The sequence below is a fragment of the Micromonospora sp. NPDC049240 genome (assembly GCF_040647835.1).
Classification (GTDB): domain Bacteria; phylum Actinomycetota; class Actinomycetes; order Mycobacteriales; family Micromonosporaceae; genus Micromonospora.
This window is the reverse complement of the sequence record NZ_JBEZCX010000003.1, coordinates 372,475-393,155: the sequence shown is the minus strand read 5'-3', so window position 1 is coordinate 393,155 and position 20,681 is coordinate 372,475. Positions and strand designations below refer to the sequence as shown.

The window sequence follows — 20,681 nt, the reverse complement described above, 5'->3', positions numbered from 1 at the left end:
GAACCGTCGATGAGAGCCAAGATCGCGCTGTTCGCGGCCGTGCTGGCGACGGCGCTGACGACGGCGGTCGCCGTCGTCAGCGCCGCCGGCCCGGCGTCCGCCGCCGCGCTCACCCAGGTGACAAACTTCGGCACCAACCCGACAAACCTACAGATGCACCTGTACGTGCCGGACCGGCTCCCGGCCCGGCCGGCCCTGCTGCTGGTCCTGCACTACTGCACCGGCAGCGGTCCGGCCATGCACACCGGCTCCGGCTACAGCCCGCTGGCCGACCGCTACGGGTTCATCGTGATCTACCCGTCGGTGACCCGCAGCAGCAAGTGCTGGGACGTGTCGTCGCCGCAGGCGCTGCGGCGCGGTGGCGGCAGCGACCCGGTCGGTCTCAAGTCGATGATCGACTACGTGACGGGCCGCTACCCGGTCGACCCGGCCCGCATCGGCGTCGCCGGCGCTTCGTCCGGCGCCATGATGACCAACGTGATGGCCGGCGTGTACCCGGACGTCTTCCACGCCGGGGTCAGCTCGTCGGGCGTGCCGTTCGGCTGCTTCGCCACCACCAACGGCTCGGAGTGGAACAGCGAGTGCTCCGGCGGGCGGATCACCAAGACCCCGCAGCAGTGGGGTGACCTGGTCCGCAACGCGTACCCCGGCTACACCGGCCGGCGTCCCCGCATGCAGATCTGGCACGGCACCACGGACACCACGCTGAGCTACGTCAACTTCGGCGAGCAGATCAAGCAGTGGACGAACGTGCTGGGTGTCTCGCAGACCCCGAGCATGACGGACTACCCGCAGGCCAGCGCCACCCGGACCCGCTACGGCGGCACCGGTGGGACGCCGCCGGTCGAGGCGATCAGCTTCCAGGGCTACGGCCACTCGATTCCGTTCGACGCCGCCCAGGCGGTGCGGTTCCTCGGCTTCGACGGCACCGGGGCGACCACCCCGCCGCCGAGCCCGACCACGCCGCCGCCCAGCCCGACCACCCCGCCGCCCAGCCCGACCACGCCGCCGCCGAGTCCGACGACGCCGGCGCCGCCGGTGCCGGGTGCGTGTTCGGCGTCGGTGTCGCTGAACTCGTGGACCGGTGGGTTCGTGGCGACGGTGAAGGTGACGGCGGGTTCGGCCGGTACGCGGAGTTGGGCGGTGAGTCTGACGTTGCCCGGTGGGGCGAGTGTGACGAACACGTGGAGTGCGACCGCCAGTGGTAGCACCGGCACGGTGCGGTTCGCGAATGTGGACTACAACGGCCAGCTCGGGGCCGGTCAGAGCACCGAGTTCGGGTTCCAGGGCACCGGTAGCGCGTCGGGGCTGACCCCGACCTGCGCCGCCCTCTGAGGCACGTCTCCGGCGGCGCGACGATCCGTCGTCGCGCCGCCGGACACCGCGGGCGAACCGGCCGGCCGTAGCCGAGCCTTGTTACGAGACCGAGACATGCGCATTTCCCGTCATCGGTTGACGGTGAATCTTGTGAGCGTTAACACTCCGAGGAGGGTTATCCGTGGGTCCGTGAGTACGCAGGGGAGAGGAAGCTCGTGCGCAGACGATTTCTGGCCGCGCTCGGTGGCGTCGCGATCGCCGTCAGCCTGGCCGCATGCAGTGGTGAGGGCGCGGGTGGCGGCGGGGACACCAGCTCGGCCAAGCCCGGCGACCTGACCATCGGCGTCTCGATGCCGACCCAGACCTCGGAGCGGTGGATCGCCGACGGCAACTCGGTGAAGGAGAAGCTCCAGGCCAAGGGCTACAAGGTCGACCTGCAGTACGCCGGCGACGAGATCCCCACCCAGTCGCAGCAGATCGACCAGATGATCACGCAGGGCGCGGACGTGCTGGTGATCGCCCCGATCGACGGCACCGCGCTCAGCGGTCAGCTCCAGGCCGCCGCGGCGGCGAAGATCCCGGTCATCTCCTACGACCGGCTCATCCGCAACAGCCCGAACGTCGACTTCTACGTCAGCTTCGACAACTACAAGGTCGGCGTGGCGCAGGCCAACGCGCTCCTGGTCGGCCTCGGGCTGCAGAACAAGGACGGCTCGAAGGGCAGCGCGACCGGCCCGTTCAACGTGGAGTTGTTCGCCGGCTCGCTCGACGACAACAACGCCCACTTCTTCTTCAACGGCGCGATGGACACGCTCAAGCCGTACTTCGAGGCCGGCACGTTGAAGGTGAAGTCGGGTCAGACGAAGATCGAGCAGATCGCCATCCTGCGCTGGCAGCAGGAGACCGCGCAGAAGCGGATGGAGGATGTGCTCACCTCCAGCTACAACGACGGCAGCAAGGTCGACGGCGTGCTGTCGCCGTTCGACGGCATCTCCCGGGGCATCATCACCGCCCTGCAGAACGCCGGCTACCGCGGCGGGGCCAAGAAGATGCCGGTGATCACCGGCCAGGACGCCGAGGTCGCCTCCGTCAAGCTCATCAACGACGGCGTGCAGAGCTCGACCGTGTTCAAGGACACCCGCCTGCTCGCCGACCAGGCCGTGGTCGCCGCCGAGGCGTTCCTCAAGAAGCAGGAGCCCAAGGCGAACGACACCAAGGCGTACGACAACGGCGTCAAGGTCGTGCCCGCGTTCCTGCTGCCGGTGCAGACCGTCTACAAGGACGACATCAAGTCGGCGCTGATCGACTCCGGCTACCTGACCGCCGAGGAGGTCGCCGCCGGTCGGGCCGGCTGAGCCGCTCTCCGGCGGGCCCGGTGACGCACCTGTCGCCGGGCCCGCCGGCGCACCGACGCGACGGCCACGAGCAGGACGGTTTCCATGAGCGATCACATCCTCGAAATGCGGAACATCACGAAGACCTTTCCCGGAGTGGCCGCGCTCCAGGACGTCTCGCTCGCCGTCCGGCGCGGCGAGATCCACGCGATCTGCGGCGAGAACGGCGCCGGCAAGTCCACCCTGATGAAGGTGTTGTCCGGGGTGTACCCGACCGGCAGCTACGACGGGCAGATCGTCCTCGACGGCGAGCCGGTCGGGTTCCGGGGCATCCGGGACAGCGAGTCCCACGGCATCGTCATCATCCACCAGGAGCTGGCGCTGGTGCCGTACCTGTCGATCGCCGAGAACATCTTCCTCGGCAACGAGCGCCGTGGTCGCGCCGGGCTGATCGACTGGCACCGGACCAACGCGGAGGCCGCGGCGCTGCTGCGCTCGGTCGGGCTGCACGAGAACCCGGTGACCCCGGTGATCCAGCTCGGGGTGGGCAAGCAGCAGTTGGTGGAGATCGCCAAGGCGCTGTCCAAGAAGGTGCGGCTGCTCATCCTGGACGAGCCGACCGCGGCGCTCAACGACGTCGACTCGGCGCACCTGCTGGACCTGCTGCGGCGGCTCCGCGACCAGGGCATCACCTGCATCATGATCTCGCACAAGCTGGGCGAGATCACCGCGGTCGCGGACTCGACGACCGTGATCCGGGACGGCCGCACGGTCGAGACGCTGGACATGGGCGACGGCACGGCGACCCAGGACCGGATCATCCGCGGCATGGTCGGTCGCGACCTCGCGGCGTTCTACCCGACCCGGACGTCGACGCCCGGTGCCGAGGTGCTGCGGATCGAGGACTGGACGGTGCGCCACCCGACCCAGGACCGGCTGGTGGTGGACCACGCCTCACTCACGGTCCGCGCCGGCGAGGTGGTCGGCATCGCCGGCCTGATGGGCGCCGGCCGCACCGAGCTGGCGATGAGCGTGTTCGGCCGGGCGTACGGCCGGGACATCACCGGCCGGGTCTTCGTCAACGGCCGCCAGGTGCGGCCCCGCACGGTGGCCGAGGCGATCGCCGCCGGCATCGCGTACGCGACCGAGGACCGCAAGCACTACGGCCTCAACCTGATCGACGACGTGCGGGGCAACATCTCGGCCGCCGCGCTCGGCAAGCTCGCGCGCAACGGCTGGATCGACGGCAACGCGGAGATCACGGTCGCCGAGCGGGGCCGGCGCGACATGAACATCAAGGCGCCGAGCGTCATGTCGGTGGTGGGCAAGCTCTCCGGCGGCAACCAGCAGAAGGTCGTGCTGGCGAAGTGGCTGTTCACCGACCCGGACGTGCTGATCCTCGACGAGCCGACCCGGGGCATCGACGTCGGGGCGAAGTTCGAGATCTACACGATCGTCAACCGCCTGGTGGCGGACGGCAAGGCCGTCGTCATCATCTCCTCCGAGCTGCCCGAGCTGCTCGGCATGTGCGACCGCATCTACACCCTGGCGGCCGGCCGGATCACCGGCGAGGTGCCGGTGGGCGACGCCACCCAGGAGAACCTGATGGAACTCATGACCAAGGACAGGGATCTCGTCGGATGACCAGCACGAAGCCCGCCACCTCCCCGAAGGTCGACGCGCCCGACGCCGGCGCGGCTGCCACCCTGAAGACCGGGACCAGTGACCCGCGGACGCTGATCCTCGGCAACCTGCGGCAGAGCGGCATCTACATCGCCCTGGTGGTGATCGTCGCGCTGTTCGCGATCCTCACCGACGGCGTCTCGCTGAGCCCCGGCAACCTCACCAACATCGTTCTTCAGTACTCCTACATCCTGGTGCTCGCGATCGGCATGGTCATCGTGATCATCGGCGGGCACATCGACCTGTCCGTCGGGTCGGTGGTGGCGCTGACCGGCGCGGTCTCCGCCGTGCTGGTGATCCGGGAGGGCATGCCGTGGTGGGTCGGCATCCTCGCCGCGCTCGCCGTGGGCGTCGCGGTGGGCGCCTGGCACGGTCTCTGGGTCGCGTACGCCGGCATCCCGGCGTTCATCGTCACGCTGGCCGGCATGCTGTTGTTCCGTGGCCTGACGCTGCGGGTGCTGGACAACATCTCGCTGTCGCCGTTCCCGGCCGAGTACCAGCGGGTCGCGGCCGGCTTCCTCAACGGTTTGCTCGGTGGGCAGGGCTTCGACGCGTTCACGCTGTTCATCGGCGTCTTCGCGGTGGTGGGGTACGCGGCGAGCGTGTTCCGGACCCGGCTGGCCCGGGTCCGCCACGAGCAGCCGGTGGAGTCGTTCCCGCTCTTCGTGCTGCGGGTGGCGGTGGTCGGCGCCGTCGTCATGTGGTTCGCCTGGCAGCTCGCGCACGCCCGGGGCCTGCCGATCGTGCTGATCGTCCTGGCCGTGCTGGTACTCGTCTACGGCCTGCTCACCCGCCGTACCGTCTTCGGTCGCCAGGTCTACGCGATCGGCGGCAACCTGCCGGCGGCGACGCTGTCCGGCGTGCGGGTGAAGACGGTCAACTTCTGGGTCTTCGTCAACATGGGCTTCCTCTCCGCGGTGGCCGGCGTGATCTACTCGTCGCGCTCCAACGGGGCCCAGCCGGCGGCGGGGAACATGTTCGAGCTGGACGCCATCGCGGCGGCCTTCATCGGCGGCGCGGCGGTCACCGGTGGGGTGGGCACCGTGGTCGGCGCGATGGTGGGTGGCCTGATCATGGCGGTGATGAGCAACGGCATGCAGCTCATGGGCATCGACCAGTCGATCCAGTCGGTGGTGAAGGGGCTGGTGCTGCTCGCCGCGGTGGCGTTCGACATCTGGAACAAGCGCCGGGCCGCGGGCAGCCGGTGAGCGGCCGGCCGGACGGGGGTGCGCCGTCCGGCCGGCCAACCGGTCGCCGTCGTGCACCCGCGGCGGCCGGCAGTTGTCGTGTCGTTCCGCGTCCGATGTCAACTGTCCACACCCGCGCCGGCGCCCGACCGGATCGGCCACCCGCCGCGGCCCCGGCCGTCCCTCCGAGGGCGCTGCCGGGTCGTCCGTCCGGGGCGCACAGCGGCACGGCGCGGTCAGAAATGTTATCGCTGACATCAAACTGTGTAAATCATTGTGCCCGTCGCGGCATGGTCGCCCGGGCGGCCCTCCGGCCGCCGGTCGGGTCGGAAACAGGCCGTTGAGAGCGCTTCTGCGGGGCGTCGCGGCGGGTCTCCGGACATCCCTTCGGGTCGCTGCCCGATCCGCTCGCTCATCGGCCCTCGGGGTATCGATTGTTGTCGCTAACAATGAGCCTCGTCCGGGTGTCGACCGTCGGTCGCCGGCGTCCGTGGTGGATCTCCCGTCGACCTGGGCGGGCCGGTCCCCGCGCCGACGGCGGAGGGCGGAGTGTCGCCGTCGGCTCCGTTACGCAGCCGTTGCGCGGAGGTGTCTTGACGGATGTATATGTGAGCGCTAACACTAACTCCGTGACGCGGTGGAGGTGTAGATGAGCGACGTGGAGGCGACCGACCGGTACGTGGTCGGGGTCGATTTCGGCACGCTGTCCGGGCGGGCGCTCGTGGTGCGGGTCCGGGACGGCGCCGAACTCGGCACCGCGGTGCACGAGTACCGGCACGGGGTGATCGAGACGGCCCTGCCCGACGGCGGCCCGGCGCTGCCCCCGGACTGGGCCCTGCAGGACCCGGACGACTACCGCGACGTGCTGCGCGAGGCGGTGCCGGCCGCGCTGGCCGCCGCCGGGGTGGACCCGGCCCGGGTGGTCGGCATCGGCACCGACTTCACCGCCTGCACCGTGCTGCCGACGCTCGCCGACGGCACGCCGCTGTGCGAGGTCCCGGAGCTGCGCCACCGGCCGCACGCCTGGGTCAAGCTGTGGAAGCACCACGCCGCGCAGCCGCAGGCCGACCGGATCAACGCCCTCGCCCACGAGCGCGGCGAGCCGTGGATCGGCCGCTACGGCGGCAAGATCTCCGCCGAGTGGCAGTTCGCCAAGGGGTTGCAGATCCTGGCCGAGGACCCCGAGGTCTACCGGCGGGCCGAGCGCTTCATCGAGGCGGCCGACTGGATCGTCTGGGAGCTGTGCGGCGTCCAGACGCGCAACGCCTGCACCGCCGGTTACAAGGGCATCCGGCAGGACGGCCGCTACCCGTCGCCGGAGTACCTCGCCGCGCTCGACCCCGGCTTCCCCGACTTCGTGGCCAAGCTGGACGGCCCGCTGCTGCCGCTGGGCGACCGGGCCGGCGTGCTGAGCGCCCGCGCCGCCGCCTGGACCGGGCTGCCGGAGGGCATCGCGGTCGCGGTCGGCAACGTCGACGCGCACGTCACCGCCGCGTCCGCGCAGGCGCTGCGCCCGGGCCGACTGGTGGCGATCATGGGCACCTCCACCTGCCACGTGCTCAACGGCACCCACCCCGCCGAGGTCCCCGGCATGTGCGGCGTGGTCGACGGCGGCATCAGCCCGGGCGCCTGGGGCTTCGAGGCCGGGCAGAGCGGCGTGGGGGACATCTTCGGCTGGTTCGTGCGGCACGCCGCCCCGGCCGGCCTCGACTCGCACGAGCGGCTCACCGAGCTGGCCGCCGCCCAGCCGGTCGGCGCACACGGGCTGGTGGCGCTGGACTGGTGGAACGGCAACCGCTCGCTGCTGGTCAACCACGACCTCAGCGGGCTGGTCGTCGGGCTGACGCTGGCCACCCGGCCGGCGGACGTCTACCGCGCGCTGCTGGAGGCCACCGCGTACGGCACCCGGATGATCGTCGAGGCGTTCGCCGAGGCGGGCGTGCCGGTCGACGACCTGGTGGTGGCCGGCGGGCTCACCTCGAACCGCCTGCTGATGCAGATCTACGCCGACGTCACCAACCGGCCGCTGGGCATCATCGGCTCCGCCCAGGGGCCGGCGCTCGGGTCGGCCATCCACGCGGCGGTCGCCGCGGGGGCTTACCCGTCGATCCACGAGGCGTCGGCGGCCATGGGGCGGGTGGACGAGGCCGTCTACCGGCCGATCCCGGAGAACGTGCGGGCGTACGACGCGCTCTACGCCGAGTACCGGGCGCTGCACGACCACTTCGGCCGCGGCGCGAACGACGTCATGCTCCGCCTGCGGGCGATCCGGAACGCGGCGGTGGACGCCGCCGTGACGCCCGCCGACCCGGCCCTGGAGGTGGTCGGATGAACCCCGACATCGCCCGGCAGGTCACCGCGCTCCGCGAGACGGTGGCCCGCCTGCACGGCGAGCTGACCCGCTACCGCCTGGTGGCCTGGACGGCCGGCAACGTCTCGGCGCGCGTCCCCGGCCAGGACCTGATGGTGATCAAGCCGAGCGGCGTGGACTACGACGACCTGACCGCCGACACCATGGTGGTCTGCGACCTCAACGGGGTCGTGGTCGACGGTGCCGGCTCGCCGTCGAGCGACACCGCCGCGCACGCCTACGTCTACCGCGCGATGCCCGAGGTCGGCGGCGTGGTGCACACGCACAGCGGCTACGCCACCGCCTGGGCGGCCCGGGGCGAGGCGATCCCGTGCTGGTTGACCGCGCAGGCCGACGAGTTCGGCGGCGAGATCCCGGTCGGTCCGTTCGCGCTGATCGGCGGCGACGACATCGGCAAGGGCATCGTCAGCACGCTGTCCGGGCACCGTTCGCCCGCGGTGCTCATGCGCAACCACGGCGTGTTCAGCATCGGCAGGGACGCCCGCGCGGCGGTCAAGGCGGCGGTGATGTGCGAGGACGTCGCCCGCACCGCGCACCTGGCCCGCGCGCTCGGGCCGCCGCTGCCGATCGCGTCGGCCGACGTCGACTCGCTCCACGACCGCTACCAGAACGTGTACGGCCAGCGCCCGCCCGCCGGGTGACCCGGACCAGCACCACCTCATCCCACCACCACAACCGGTCGCCCCGGCCCGCCGGTCGCGCGCCCGGATCACCCCACCCCGAGGAGAACAATGCGAACCAGGAGTACGGCCCGTACGGTGATCGCGGTCCTGACCGGTGTGCTGCTCGCCGGCGGCATGGTCGCGTGCGGCAACAGCGACACCGGCGGCGATTCCGGCAGCGGCGGCAGTGACAAGCTCGTCCTGGGCTTCTCCCAGGTCGGCGCGGAGAGCGGTTGGCGGACCGCCAACACCACCTCGATCAAGGAGGCGGCGGGTCAGGCCGGCATCGAGCTGAAGTTCGACGACGCGCAGCAGAAGCAGGAGAACCAGATCAAGGCGATCCGGAACTTCATCCAGCAGAAGGTCGACGTCATCGCCTTCTCGCCGGTGGTGGAGTCCGGTTGGGACACCGTGCTCAAGGAGGCCAAGGACGCCAAGATCCCGGTGATCCTGACCGACCGCGCGGTCGACTCGGCCGACAAGTCGCTCTACAAGACGTTCCTCGGCTCGGACTTCGTCAAGGAGGGCCGACTCGCCGGTGAGTGGCTGGTGGAGCAGAAGAAGGCGGCCACCGGTCCGGTCAACATCGTCGAGCTGCAGGGCACGACCGGCTCGGCGCCGGCGAACGACCGGAAGAAGGGCTTCGGCGAGGCCATCGCGGCCAACCCCAACCTGAAGATCGTCGCGTCGCAGTCCGGTGACTTCACCCGCGCCGGCGGCAAGCAGGTCATGGAGCAGTTCCTCAAGGCCAACCCGAAGATCGACGTGCTCTTCGCGCACAACGACGACATGGGCCTGGGCGCGCTCGAGGCGATCACCGCGGCCGGCAAGGTGCCCGGCAAGGACATCACCATCATCACCGTGGACGCGGTGAAGGACGGCATGCAGGCGCTCGCGGACGGCAAGTTCAACTTCATCGCCGAGTGCAGCCCGCTGCTCGGCCCGCAGCTGATGGACCTGGCCAAGAAGGTCAAGGCCGGCGAGGAGGTGCCGCCCCGGATCGAGACCGAGGAGACCACCTTCACGCAGGAGAAGGCGAAGGAAGCGCTGCCCAACCGCAAGTACTGAGCCCCACACCGGGGGTCGCCGTCGCACCGACGGCGACCCCCGTGCCACCACCGTTTCAGAAGAGGTCCGATGGCATGACGGGTGACCGTCCGGTCCTGACCATGACCGGAATCAGCAAGACCTTCCCCGGGGTGCGCGCGCTCCACGACGTCGACTTCCGGCTGTTCCCGGGCGAGGTCCACGCCCTCATGGGCGAGAACGGCGCCGGCAAGTCGACCCTGATCAAGGTGTTGACCGGCGTCTACGGCACCGATGCCGGCTCCGTCACGCTCGCCGGTGAGCAGGTGTCCTTCTCCGGCCCGATGCAGGCCGCCGCGGCCGGCGTCAGCACCGTCTACCAGGAGATCAACCTCTGCACGAACCTGTCGGTGGCGGAGAACATCTTCATCGGCCGGGAGCCCCGCCGGCTGGGCGCCGTGCGCTGGGGCGAGACGCGTCGCCGGGCCCGGGCGCTCCTGGCCCGGCTCGACCTCGACCTGGACGTCGCCGCGCCGCTCGGGACGTACTCGCTCGCCGTGCAGCAGATGGTCGCCATCGCCCGGGCGATCGACGTGCGGGCCCGGGTGCTCATCCTCGACGAACCGACCTCCAGCCTGGACGCCGGCGAGGTCGCCCAGCTCTTTCGGATCATGCGCCAGCTCCGGGACGAGGGGATCGCGATCCTGTTCGTGACGCACTTCCTGGACCAGGTCTACGGCATCGCCGACCGCATCACGGTGCTGCGCAACGGCACCCTGGTGGGGGAGTACCGCACCGAGGAGTTGCCCCAGTTCAGCCTGGTGGAGAAGATGATCGGCCAGGAGCTGGACGTGCTGGAACGGCTCGACGAGCAGCAGAAACGCGCCACCGTCGCGCCGGACGGGCGAGCTCCGCTGGTGGACGCCACGGAGCTGGGCCGGCGCGGGGCGGTCGCCCCGTTCAGCCTGCGCATCCACGCCGGTGAGGTGGTCGGCCTGGCCGGTCTGCTCGGCTCCGGCCGCACCGAGGTGGCCCGGCTGATCTTCGGCGCCGACCGCGCCGACCACGGTCAGGTCCTCGTCGACGGCGGCCGGGCGCCGCTGCGTACCCCGATCCAGGCCATCGACCGGGGCATCGGCTTCTGCTCGGAGAACCGCCGCGCGGAGGGCATCGTCCCGGAGCTGTCGGTCCGGGAGAACATGATGCTGGCGATGCAGGCCGCGCGCGGCTGGCTCCGCCCGATCCCGCGCCGCCGGCAGGAGGAGCTGGTCCAGAAGTACGTCCAGGCGCTCAGCATCCGGCCGGCGAACCCGGAGCTGCCGGTGCGCAACCTGTCCGGCGGCAACCAGCAGAAGGTGCTGCTGGCACGCTGGCTCATCACCGAGCCGCGCCTGCTCATCCTCGACGAACCCACCCGCGGCATCGACATCGGCGCCAAGGCCGAGATCCAGAAGCTGGTGGTGCAGCTCTCCGACGGCGGCATGGCGGTGCTGTTCATCTCCGCCGAGCTGGAGGAGGTGCTGCGCCTGAGCCACCGGGTCGCGGTCATGCGGGACCGCGAGATGGTCGCCCAGCTCGACAACGACAGCTCGCTCGACGCCGACCGCGTCATGCGCACCATCGCCAGCGGAACCCCCCGGGAGGAGGTGAACCGATGAACACCGTCACCGAACGCCTCCGCCCGCTGACCGGGCACCGCCTGTTCTGGCCGGTCCTGGTGCTCGTGGTGATGCTCGCCGCGAACACCGTCTACCGGCCCGGCTTCCTCGCCGTGGAGGTCAAGAGCGGCCACCTGTACGGCACCCCGATCGACATTCTCCGGTTGAGCGCGCCGCTGATCCTCGTCGCGCTCGGCATGACCCTGGTCATCGCCACCGGCGGCATCGACCTGTCCGTCGGCTCGCTCTGCGCCATCAGCGGCGCGATCGCCTGCCTGCACATCAGCGAGTCGGCCGACCCGAACAGCCTGTCCACCGTGCTCACCGCGCTCGCCCTGGCGTTCGGCGTCGCGCTGGTGCTCGGCGCGTGGAACGGGGTGCTGGTCGCGGTGATCGGCATCCAGCCCATCATCGCCACGTTGATCCTCATGGTGGCCGGTCGGGGTATCGCCCAGCTCGTCACCGAGGGGCAGATCCTCACGATCAACTCCGAGCCCTACCGGGCCATCGGGGTCGGGCACGTCCTGACGCTGCCGCTGGCCATCCTGATCGCGCTCGCCGCGGCGCTGCTGGTGGCCGCGTTCACCCGGCGTACCGCGCTCGGGCTGATCGTGGAGTCGGTCGGCGGCAACGCCGAGGCCAGCCGGTTGGCCGGCATCCGGTCCCGACGCATCGTCTTCCTCGTCTACGTGGTCAGCGCCGCGTGCGCCGCGATCGCCGGCTTCATGGTCACCGCGAACGTGTCCAGCGCGGACGGCAACGCCGCCGGGCTCTGGATCGAACTCGACGCGATCCTCGCGGTGGTGATCGGCGGCACCTCGCTGGCCGGCGGCCGGTTCTCGCTGGGCGGCACCGTCCTCGGTGCGCTGATCATCCAGACCCTGACCACCACCGTGTACGCCATGAACATCTCGCCGCAGACGTCGCTGCTGTTCAAGGCCGTCGTCGTGATCGCCGTCTGCCTGATCCAGGCCCCTGCCTTCCGGGCCCGGTTCCGGTGGCGGCGCCGGCGCGGCGTCGAGCCCGGTCCGGCCACGCCGCAGCGGGAGAAGGAGCAGGTGCCGGCATGACCAGCACGTCGTTGTCCACCGTCCGGTCCTGGCGGCCCAGCCTGCCCCGGCGACACGTCCCGGTGCTGGCCACACTCGCATTGCTGCTGGTCATGTACGGCATCGGGGTGTCGCAGTACCGCGCCTTCTCCAACGTCCAGGTGGTCTTCAACGTCTTCATCGATAACGGTTTCCTTCTCGTGGTCGCGGTCGGCATGACGTTCGTGATCCTCACCGGCGGCATCGACCTGTCCGTCGGTTCGGTGGTGGCGATGACCACGATGGTGTCGGCCGCGCTGCTGCGCGACGGGATGCCGGCGGCCCTGGTGCTCGTCATCGCGTTGCTCATCGGCCCGACGCTGGGGTTCCTGATGGGCTGCGCGATCCACTTCTTCGACATCCAGCCGTTCATCGTCACGCTCGCCGGGATGTTCTTCGCCCGGGGCATGTGCACGTTCATCAGCGGCGCCTCGATCTCCATCACCGACGGCTTCTGGACCGGCATGTCCCAGGAGCGCATCGGCAATCCGGCCGGGAACTTCGTGTCGATCAGTGTGCTGATCGCGTTCGCGGTGGTCCTGGTGGCCGCGTACGTGCTGGCGTACACCCGGTTCGGCCGCAACGTGTACGCGGTCGGCGGCAACGCGCAGTCGGCGTTGCTGATGGGCCTGCCGGTCGGGCGCACCCGGATCGCCGTCTACACCATCAGCGGGCTGTGCTCGGCGATCGGTGGCATCCTGCTGTCGTTCTACACGCTCTCCGGCGCGCCGCTGATCGGCATCGGCATGGAGTTGGACGTGATCGCCGCGGTGGTGATCGGCGGGACCGTGCTCACCGGCGGGTCCGGCTACGTCTTCGGCACCGTCCTCGGCGTGCTGGTGCTCGGCGTCATCCAGACGCTGATCACGTTCGACGGCAGCCTCAACTCCTGGTGGACGAAGATCGTGATCGGCGGGCTGCTCTTCGCGTTCATCCTCCTCCAGCGCCTCATCGGCATCCGGTTCAAGTGACGGCTCCTAGCGCGGAAGGCAACAACATGGCAACTCACCCCCAGCCCGAGGTCTGGTTCCTCACCGGCAGCCAGGGCCTCTACGGCGAGGACACGCTCCGGCAGGTCGCCGACCAGTCCCGGGAGATCGCCGCCCGCTTGGACGCCTCGCCGGACATCCCGGTCCGGGTGTGCTGGAAGCCGGTCCTGACCTCCAGCGCGGACATCCTGGCCGTGTGCCGGGACGCGGCCGTGCAGGGCGCGGTCGGGGTGATCGCCTGGATGCACACGTTCTCGCCGGCGAAGATGTGGATCGCCGGGCTGGACGCGCTGCAGACGCCGCTGCTGCACCTGCACACGCAGGCCAACGTGGCGCTGCCGTGGGACACCATCGACATGGACTTCATGAACCTGAACCAGGCCGCGCACGGCGACCGCGAGTTCGGGTACATCCAGACCCGGCTCGGGGTGGCCCGCAAGACGATCGCCGGCCACGTCACCGACCCGCGGGTGGTCGGCCGGGTGGCGGCCTGGGCCCGCGCGGCGGTCGGCCGGTCGTCGATGCAAACGCTGCGCCTGGCCCGGTTCGGCGACAACATGCGCGACGTCGCGGTGACCGAGGGGGACAAGGTCGAGGCGGAGCTGCGGTTCGGCGTCTCGGTCAATACCTACGGCGTCAACGACCTGGTCGACGCGGTCGACCAGGTCGCCGACGCGCAGGTGGACGACCTGGTCAAGGAGTACGACGACACCTACCGGGTGGACGCGGCGCTGCGTCCCGGCGGCGAGCGGCACGACGCGCTGCGGTACGCCGCCCGCCAGGAGCTGGGTCTGCGCACGTTCCTGGACACCGGTGGCTTCCGCGCGTTCACCACGAACTTCGAGGACCTGGGCGGCCTACGTCAGCTCCCCGGCATCGCGGTGCAGCGGCTGATGGCCGACGGGTACGGCTTCGGCGGGGAAGGGGACTGGAAGACCTCCGTGCTGGTCCGGACGCTGAAGGCGATGGCCGTCGGCGTGGCGGGCGGCACGTCCTTCATGGAGGACTACACCTACGACCTGACGTTCGGGCACGAGCTGGTGCTCGGCGCGCACATGCTGGAGGTGTGCCCGAGCATCGCCGCCGACGTGCCGACGGCGGAGGTGCACCCGCTCGGCATCGGTGGGCGGGAGGACCCGGTCCGACTGGTCTTCAACGCGGCGTCCGGCCCGGCCGTGGTGCTCGGCATGGCCGACATGGGGGAGCGGTTCCGGCTGGTGGCCAACGTGGTCGACGTGGTGCCGCCGCCGCAGCCGTTGCGCCGGCTGCCGGTGGCCCGCGCGGTCTGGCGGCCCCGGCCGGACCTGTCCGGTTCGGCGGAGGCGTGGATCACGGCGGGCGCGCCGCACCACACCGTGCTCTCCCAGGCGGTGGGCGTGGAGGAGCTGCGCGACCTGGCCGCGATGACGCGTACCGAGCTGGTGGTCATCGACGGCGACACCGAGGCGCACCGCTTCGCCGACGAGTTGCGCTGGAACCAGGCGTACTACCGGCTCGCCCGCGGATTCTGATCGCGCCGGCAGTTCTGCACCGGAAACCGGTTCGGTCGCCGTGACGCGGGTCACCATTTCCGCCCCTGACGCGCCGGAGAATTGCCCGGGGTGGGGTGCCGGCACTCGCCGGAAATGCCCCACCCCGGTCCTTCGACCGGTCCGGAGCTGCGGCTTCCCCGTGGTCGCCACGAATGGGGAATGGGCTCGTCGTCAATTCTCCGATAATCCGACAGGATGACGCGAACGGTGGATCGACCGTACCGTGACCGGTGGGACAACTGGCGTAGACTGTCGCCACCCGGGCCGGCCCGGTCGACGTCGACCCGGTGCGGCCACGTGGGCAGTGGCGAAAGTGAGGTGGCCGTGCGCGGTCCTGCGATGACGGACGTGGCACGCCTCGCCGGCGTCTCGCACCAGACGGTCTCCCGGGTGCTGAACGGGCATCCCAATGTGCGGGAGCAGACCCGACTACGGGTCCAGGCGGCGATCACCGAACTCGGCTACCGACCCAACCGCGCGGCCCGCGCGCTGGTCACCGGCCGGTCCCAGGTGATCGGCGTGGTCGCGCAGAACACCACGCTCTACGGCCCGGCCTCGCTGCTGGCCGCGCTGGAGCAGACCGCCGCCGAGGCCGGCTTCGCGGTCAGCGTGGGCAGCGTCAGCGACCTCGACCACCGGTCCATCTCGGCCGCGGTGGAGCGTCACCTCGCGCACCGGGTGGCCGGCATCGTGGTGATCGCGCCGGTCGAGTCGGCCGGCGAGGCACTGGAACGGCTGCCCCACGACGTGCCGCTGGTGACCGTCGACGGTGATCCGCGTCGGCCGATCCCGCTGGTGACGGTGGACCAGGTGGCCGGTGCCCGGGCCGCCACCCAGCACCTGCTCGACGCCGGGCACCGGACGGTCTGGCACGTGTCCGGCCCGTCGGACTGGTTCGACAGCGCCGGCCGGATCGAGGGCTGGCGCGAGGCGCTGCGGCTCGCCGGCGCCGAGGTGCCGCCGCTGGTCCCGGCGGACTGGTCGGCCGCGGCGGGTTACCGGTGCGGTCAGATGCTGGCCCGGATGCCGGAGGTCACCGCCGTCTTCACCGCCAACGACCACCTGGCGCTCGGTGTGCTGCGGGCGCTGCACGAGCACGGCCGACGGGTGCCGGACGACATCAGCGTGGTCGGTTTCGACGACGTGCCCGAGGCGGCCTACTTCATCCCGCCGCTGACCACCGTGCGACCCGACTTCGGGGCGGTGGCCCGGGCGAGCCTCGATCTGCTGCTGACCCAGATCGAGTCCGCCAGCGTCGGGCCGCTGCGACAGACCATCGCGCCGACGCTGGTCCCGCGCCGCAGCGTCGGCCCGCCCCCGGTGCGCTGAACCGCTCTTGGCCATATCGGCCCCGCCGCTCGCCGGACGGCGTCGGCGGCTGCCGACCGGGCGTCCCCGGGCGTGTCCGGTCAGCCGGCTCGCGCGGCGGGGCGGAGCCGTCGCCGCCGGGTCGCCCGGCCCGGCGGCGACGGCGTCACCACGGAGGTACGCGGGGCGGGGCGCCGCGACGCGTACCCCGAGTCTCAGACGAAGCGCCAGCGCTGGTGCGCGGCGCCGGAATCGTCGCCGAGCACGGCCTGTGCCCCCTGGCTGCCGGAGCCGCCGCTCAGGCCGAGCACCCGACCGCCGTTCGCGCACTGGATCCGGAAGTAGCCGTTCCCGCCGTGGCGCAGCCGCCAGCGGTGGTCGGCGGCGCCGTTGTCGGCCCACTGGACGATTCGCGCGCCGGCGGCGGTGGAGCCGCCCTCGACGCCGAGCACCCTGCCGCTGTTCGAGTTGCGCAGCCGCAGGTAGCCGCCGGTGTCCACGAGCGCGGTCCAGAGGTGGTCGGCGGTGCCGGAGTCGCCCCACTGGATGACCAGCCCGCCGTCGGCGGTGGACATGTCCTGCACGCCGAGCACGAGCCCGCTGCCGAGGTTCTGGAGCCGACGGGCGCCGTTGGGCAGGAAACGCCACTGGTTGTCCGCGCTGCCGTTGTCCGGGTCCTGCACCGCCGTCGCGCCCTGCGCGGTCGAGCCGCCGGAGATGCCGAGCAGCTTGCCGCTGTTGACGTTGCGCAGCTTGTGGGTGCCGTCGCCGACGTCGACCACGGTCCAGAGGTGGTCGGCGGTGCCGTTGTCGGCCCACTGGAGGATCCGCGCGTTGTCGGTGGTGGACATGTTCTCCACGCCGAGCACCTTGCCGCTGTTGACGTTGCGTAGTTTCAGCGCCGACCCGTCGACCAGGAGCTGCCAGTCGTGGTCGGCGGTGCCGGTGTCGCCCCACTGGAGGGCGAGCCCGCCGTCGGCGGTGGACATGTTCTGGATGCCCAGCACGAGCCCGCTGGCGGCGTTGGCCAGCCGGAAGCTCGCCTCGCCGCCACCGCCGCCGCCCGTGCCGGCCCGCCAGTAGACCGTGTAGTTGAACCCGTGCGCGTCGTAGAAGGGTCCGAGGTTGACGGCGGCGCCGTTCGCGGTGGCGGTGAACGCCAGCGAGCTGCCTCCGGTCCGGGTGACCGAGGCGACGTCCAGCGTCGGCAGCGCGCTCAGCGTGGTGTTGCCGTAGTTGCCGGAGAGCACCACCGGCCCGTACATGACCGCCTGGACCGCCGCGTCGTCGTTGGCGGCCACCGTGGTCACCCGCATCGGCAGGCGGACCGTGACCACGTCCCCGGCGGCCCAGTCGCGGGTCAGCACGGCGTAGCTGCCCGGCGTGGTGGCGATGCCCTGCGCCGTGCCGTTGACGCTGACGGTCGCCCCGGTGGTCCACGACGGGATCCGGATCCGCATCGTCCACGACCCGGCCACCGAGCCGGTGACGGTGAGCGTCGTGGTGTCCGAGACCGGGTACGAGGTGCTCTGGGTGACCGTGATGCCGCGCTGGCTCCAGGTGAGCACCGAGGGCAGGAACAGGTTGACGGTCAGCGTGGTGCCGTTGTGGTAGTAGATGCCGTCGGCGAGGTTGGTGTTGGTCTCCAGCCCGGTGCCCTGGCAGCACCAGAAGGAGTTGTAGTCGGTGCTCCAGGTGCCGCCGCCCCAGGCCGGGCCGACACCGCGTCGACCGCCCGGGTTCAGCGGGGTGAAGTACGTGACGTGGCCGTGGCTGTCGGCCGGGTTCTGCTGGCCGATCATGTGGTTGAGCAGGGCCCGCTCGTAGAAGTCGACGTATCCGACCCGGTCGGGGTCGAGCTGCCACAGCTCCCGGGTCAGCTTGAGCATGTTGTAGGTGTTGCACGCCTCGCAGGTGTCGTTGCGCAGGTAGCCGGCGATGGCGTTGGGCGCGCGGAAGTGCTCGGCCTGGCTGTTGCCGCCGATGGCGTACGTGTGCGCGCCGACCGTGATGTTCCAGGCGTTGGTGGCGATGTCGCGGTAGCGGGTGGTGCCGGTGGCCTTGTACTCCCGGGCCGCGCCGATCCACTTCGGCACCTGGGTGTTCGCGTGCAGTCCGTTGAGCTGGTCGGAATTCGACGCGAGCGGGTTGAACACGGCGGCGTGGTCGAAGCGCTGCGCCGTGGTCAGCCACCGGGCGTCACCGGTCTGCTGGTAGAGGTCGGTGAGCACCGCGTTCATGCCGCCGAACTCGGTGCCGAGCATGGCCTGCATCTGGGCCGAGGTGAGCCGGCCGGTGCGCCAGTCGACCCAGCCGGCGAGCGCCAGCAGCACGTCACGGGCCTGCGTGCTGCCGATCAGGCGCCACACGTCGAGCAGACCGGCCAGCGTCTTGTGGACGCAGTAGTACGGCACGTTGCCGTTGCTCAGCGTCCGGGCCTCCAGCGCGGTGAAGTCGGACTCTCCGAAGCCGGACAGGTAACCGGTGTTGAAGCCGGCCGCGCCGTTGTTGGCCTGGCACTTCGCCAGCTCGGCGACCATGGTGACCGCCTTGTCCCGGCAGGTGGTGTCGCCGGTCACCGCCCAGGCCTGCGCCCAGGCGGTCAGGAAGTGGCCCTGCATGTGGGTGCGGAACGGGAAGTTCGGCGCGTCCCAGCCACCGTTGGTGGCGGCCCCGGCGGTGGAGAGCCGGTGGTTGGCGCGGAAGTTGTAGAGCAGCCGGTTGACGTCGACGAAACGCAGGTAGGCCAGCGTGCGGTTCTGGTTGTCCAGCCAGCGGCTCGCGGTCAGCCGTACCTGGCCGGGGTCGAACGCGTACGCGGAGACGCCGATGTCCGGGCGGGCCGGGGCCAGTGCCGCGCCGGCCGTGCCACCGCCGGTGAGGGAGCCGACGGCGGCGCCGGCGGTGGCCGCGACGGCGGTCGCGCCGGTCGTGCGCAGGAGCATCCGGCGGTTCATGAGGGGAGCGGGCATGCGAAGCCTCCGGGACGGGAGTACGGGGTCGGCCGGGCGGGCCGTCGCCCGCCCGGCCGCCGGATCAGTTGCGCAGGTTCCACTGCTGGTTGGCGCCGCCGTTGCAGGTCCAGAGCGCGACCTTGGTGCCGTTCGCGGTGCCCTGGCTGGTGGCGTCGAGGCAGAGCCCGGACTGGGCGCTGCTGATGGTGCCGTTGCCGTTGAGGTTCCACTGCTGGTTGGCCTGGCCGTTGCAGTCCCAGATGATGGCCCGGGTGCCGGCGGTGGTCCCGGACGCCTCGGCGTCGAGGCACTTGTTGCCGTACACCTGGAGTTGCCGGGCGGCGGTGTAGGTCCAGCGCTGCATGGTGCCGCCCCAGCAGTCCCAGAGCTGCACCTGGGTGCCGTTGGTGGTGCTGCCGTTCGGCACGTCGACGCAGCGGCCCGACTGGCCGCCGACGATCTCGACGTTCTGCCGGCTGCCGCCGGTGGCCGCCGCGTAGCCGGCGGCGGTGATGTTGGCCTGGACCGCGTTCTCGGTGGCGTCGGTCGGGTAGCCGGAGGTCATCACGCCCTCGTAGAACGTGCCGGCGGAGCCGTGGCTGTTGTCGCCGCCGATGCCGAGGATGATCGCGCCTTCCTTCTTCATCGGGTTGTAGCCGGGCGCGTTGGGACGGGGCCCGTTGTAGTACGTGGACAGCGCGCCGGACTGGGCGTTGCCGGCCCGGATGGCCCAGTGGTTCGGCTCGCCCTTGACGATCGCGGTCAGGAACCGGTGGCTCACCGACGGGTCGTTGGCGTTGTAGCCGGGATTGACGCCGGAGAAGAGGCCGTTCTCCAGGTCCGCCATCACCCAGGGGCCGTTGCCGGTGCCGTAGCCCCAGACCTTGATGTTGCCGAAGTAGATGGCTTCCATGGTGCCGTTGCCGTTGTCGCGGCTGTTGGTCTCGGCGTTGCCGTAGTCGAAGCAGCAGCCGCCGTTGTAGTGGGTGCCGTCGAAGATGGCGTACATGCCCTCGGGTTGGTCGCCCTTGGCGATGCCGTTGGTGCTGTTGTTCCGGTAGCCGGTGCCGGGCGCCACGAACACCCCGTACGCCTTGCGGCCGTTCAGCGTGACCGGGGCGAGTGTGGCGTCGGCGAGGTTGTCGTAGCCGCCGGCCGCCGGGCCGGAGAACCCGCCGGGCGGGGCCTGGGTCAGGTGGTTGCCGCGGCCGGACTGGTCGTAGATGACGCTGATCAGGCAGCTCGTGTTGGCGCAGAACGTGTCCTGGGTGGCGGCGTTCGCGACGTCGCCGGCGGCGAGCGCCGCGACGTCGCGGGTGGTGTTGTCGGACGCGCGGCGCAGCTGGTAGAGCGGCCCGGCGTAGGCGCCGTAGAGCGCGCGGGTGGTGCTGTGCGCGGCCACGCAGGGCGTGCCGCCGGCGGCGTAGATGTCGCAGGGGCCGGTGCCGGCGGCGCGCGCCGGGGACGCGGTCGGGCCGATCACGGACGCGGTCACGGCGACCAGCAGGGCCAGGGGGGCGAGCGCGACCGCCAGGCGACGACGGGTGGTGGTGGGGTCCATCGATCCTCCTC

General features: G+C 71.1%; 14 protein-coding genes. 12 read left to right on the top strand and 2 right to left on the bottom strand.

Translation table 11 applies throughout. The features are described from left to right. The first annotated feature begins 9 nt into the window (after positions 1 to 9). The 12 genes from AB0B02_RS07015 (at position 10) to AB0B02_RS06960 (ending at position 16,176) form a co-directional block, all read left to right on the top strand. Entirely contained in the window at positions 10 to 1,335 is a 1,326-nt protein-coding gene (locus tag AB0B02_RS07015; RefSeq protein WP_281942158.1) for a PHB depolymerase family esterase, read from the top strand. A gap of 197 nt (positions 1,336 to 1,532) precedes the next feature. Continuing rightward, positions 1,533 to 2,672: a multiple monosaccharide ABC transporter substrate-binding protein gene (gene chvE / locus AB0B02_RS07010; RefSeq protein WP_281942156.1), complete on the top strand. Its 1,140-nt coding sequence runs from the start codon at positions 1,533 to 1,535 to the stop codon at positions 2,670 to 2,672. 84 nt (positions 2,673 to 2,756) lie between these two features. Beyond that, positions 2,757 to 4,295: a multiple monosaccharide ABC transporter ATP-binding protein gene (gene mmsA, locus AB0B02_RS07005; RefSeq protein ID WP_281942154.1), complete on the top strand. Its 1,539-nt coding sequence runs from the start codon at positions 2,757 to 2,759 to the stop codon at positions 4,293 to 4,295. Further along, positions 4,292 to 5,542, top strand: a complete 1,251-nt coding sequence (gene mmsB / locus AB0B02_RS07000; protein WP_357297612.1) for a multiple monosaccharide ABC transporter permease — start codon at positions 4,292 to 4,294, stop codon at positions 5,540 to 5,542. The genes mmsA and mmsB overlap by 4 nt, the downstream gene beginning before the upstream one ends. Before the next feature lie 628 nt (positions 5,543 to 6,170). Then, on the top strand, positions 6,171 to 7,853 hold the full coding sequence (gene araB, locus AB0B02_RS06995; protein WP_357297606.1) for a ribulokinase: 1,683 nt from the start codon (positions 6,171 to 6,173) through the stop codon (positions 7,851 to 7,853). After that, positions 7,850 to 8,533, top strand: a complete 684-nt coding sequence (locus AB0B02_RS06990) for an L-ribulose-5-phosphate 4-epimerase (protein WP_199199749.1) — start codon at positions 7,850 to 7,852, stop codon at positions 8,531 to 8,533. The genes araB and AB0B02_RS06990 overlap by 4 nt, the downstream gene beginning before the upstream one ends. Positions 8,534 to 8,623: 90 nt before the next feature. Beyond that, positions 8,624 to 9,622, top strand: coding sequence for an ABC transporter substrate-binding protein (locus tag AB0B02_RS06985; protein ID WP_281942146.1), 999 nt, complete (start codon positions 8,624 to 8,626; stop codon positions 9,620 to 9,622). A 74-nt stretch (positions 9,623 to 9,696) separates the two neighbouring features. Beyond that, the gene (locus AB0B02_RS06980; RefSeq protein ID WP_281942144.1) at positions 9,697 to 11,238 is read left to right on the top strand and encodes a sugar ABC transporter ATP-binding protein; all 1,542 of its coding nucleotides are present in this window, start codon (positions 9,697 to 9,699) and stop codon (positions 11,236 to 11,238) included. After that, positions 11,235 to 12,308 carry an ABC transporter permease gene (locus AB0B02_RS06975; protein WP_281942142.1) on the top strand — a complete coding sequence of 358 codons (1,074 nt, stop codon included), beginning with the start codon at positions 11,235 to 11,237 and terminating at the stop codon, positions 12,306 to 12,308. The genes AB0B02_RS06980 and AB0B02_RS06975 overlap by 4 nt, the downstream gene beginning before the upstream one ends. Beyond that, entirely contained in the window at positions 12,305 to 13,297 is a 993-nt protein-coding gene (yjfF, locus tag AB0B02_RS06970) for a galactofuranose ABC transporter, permease protein YjfF (RefSeq protein ID WP_281942140.1), read from the top strand. Before AB0B02_RS06975 ends, yjfF begins: the two co-directional genes overlap by 4 nt. 26 nt (positions 13,298 to 13,323) lie before the next feature. Further along, positions 13,324 to 14,826 carry an L-arabinose isomerase gene (araA, locus tag AB0B02_RS06965; protein WP_281942138.1) on the top strand — a complete coding sequence of 501 codons (1,503 nt, stop codon included), beginning with the start codon at positions 13,324 to 13,326 and terminating at the stop codon, positions 14,824 to 14,826. Positions 14,827 to 15,186: 360 nt separating this feature from the next. After that, a complete protein-coding gene (locus AB0B02_RS06960; protein ID WP_281942136.1) occupies positions 15,187 to 16,176 on the top strand; it encodes a LacI family DNA-binding transcriptional regulator in 990 nt (329 codons plus the stop codon). A gap of 194 nt (positions 16,177 to 16,370) precedes the next feature. Here the strand turns inward: AB0B02_RS06960 and AB0B02_RS06955 are convergent, their stop codons facing one another. Further along, complete coding sequence (locus AB0B02_RS06955; RefSeq protein WP_357297591.1) at positions 16,371 to 19,127, bottom strand: beta-L-arabinofuranosidase domain-containing protein; 2,757 nt, start codon at positions 19,125 to 19,127, stop codon at positions 16,371 to 16,373. A gap of 64 nt (positions 19,128 to 19,191) precedes the next feature. Next, a complete protein-coding gene (locus AB0B02_RS06950; RefSeq protein ID WP_281942132.1) occupies positions 19,192 to 20,670 on the bottom strand; it encodes an arabinofuranosidase catalytic domain-containing protein in 1,479 nt (492 codons plus the stop codon). Positions 20,671 to 20,681: the final 11 nt, after the last annotated feature.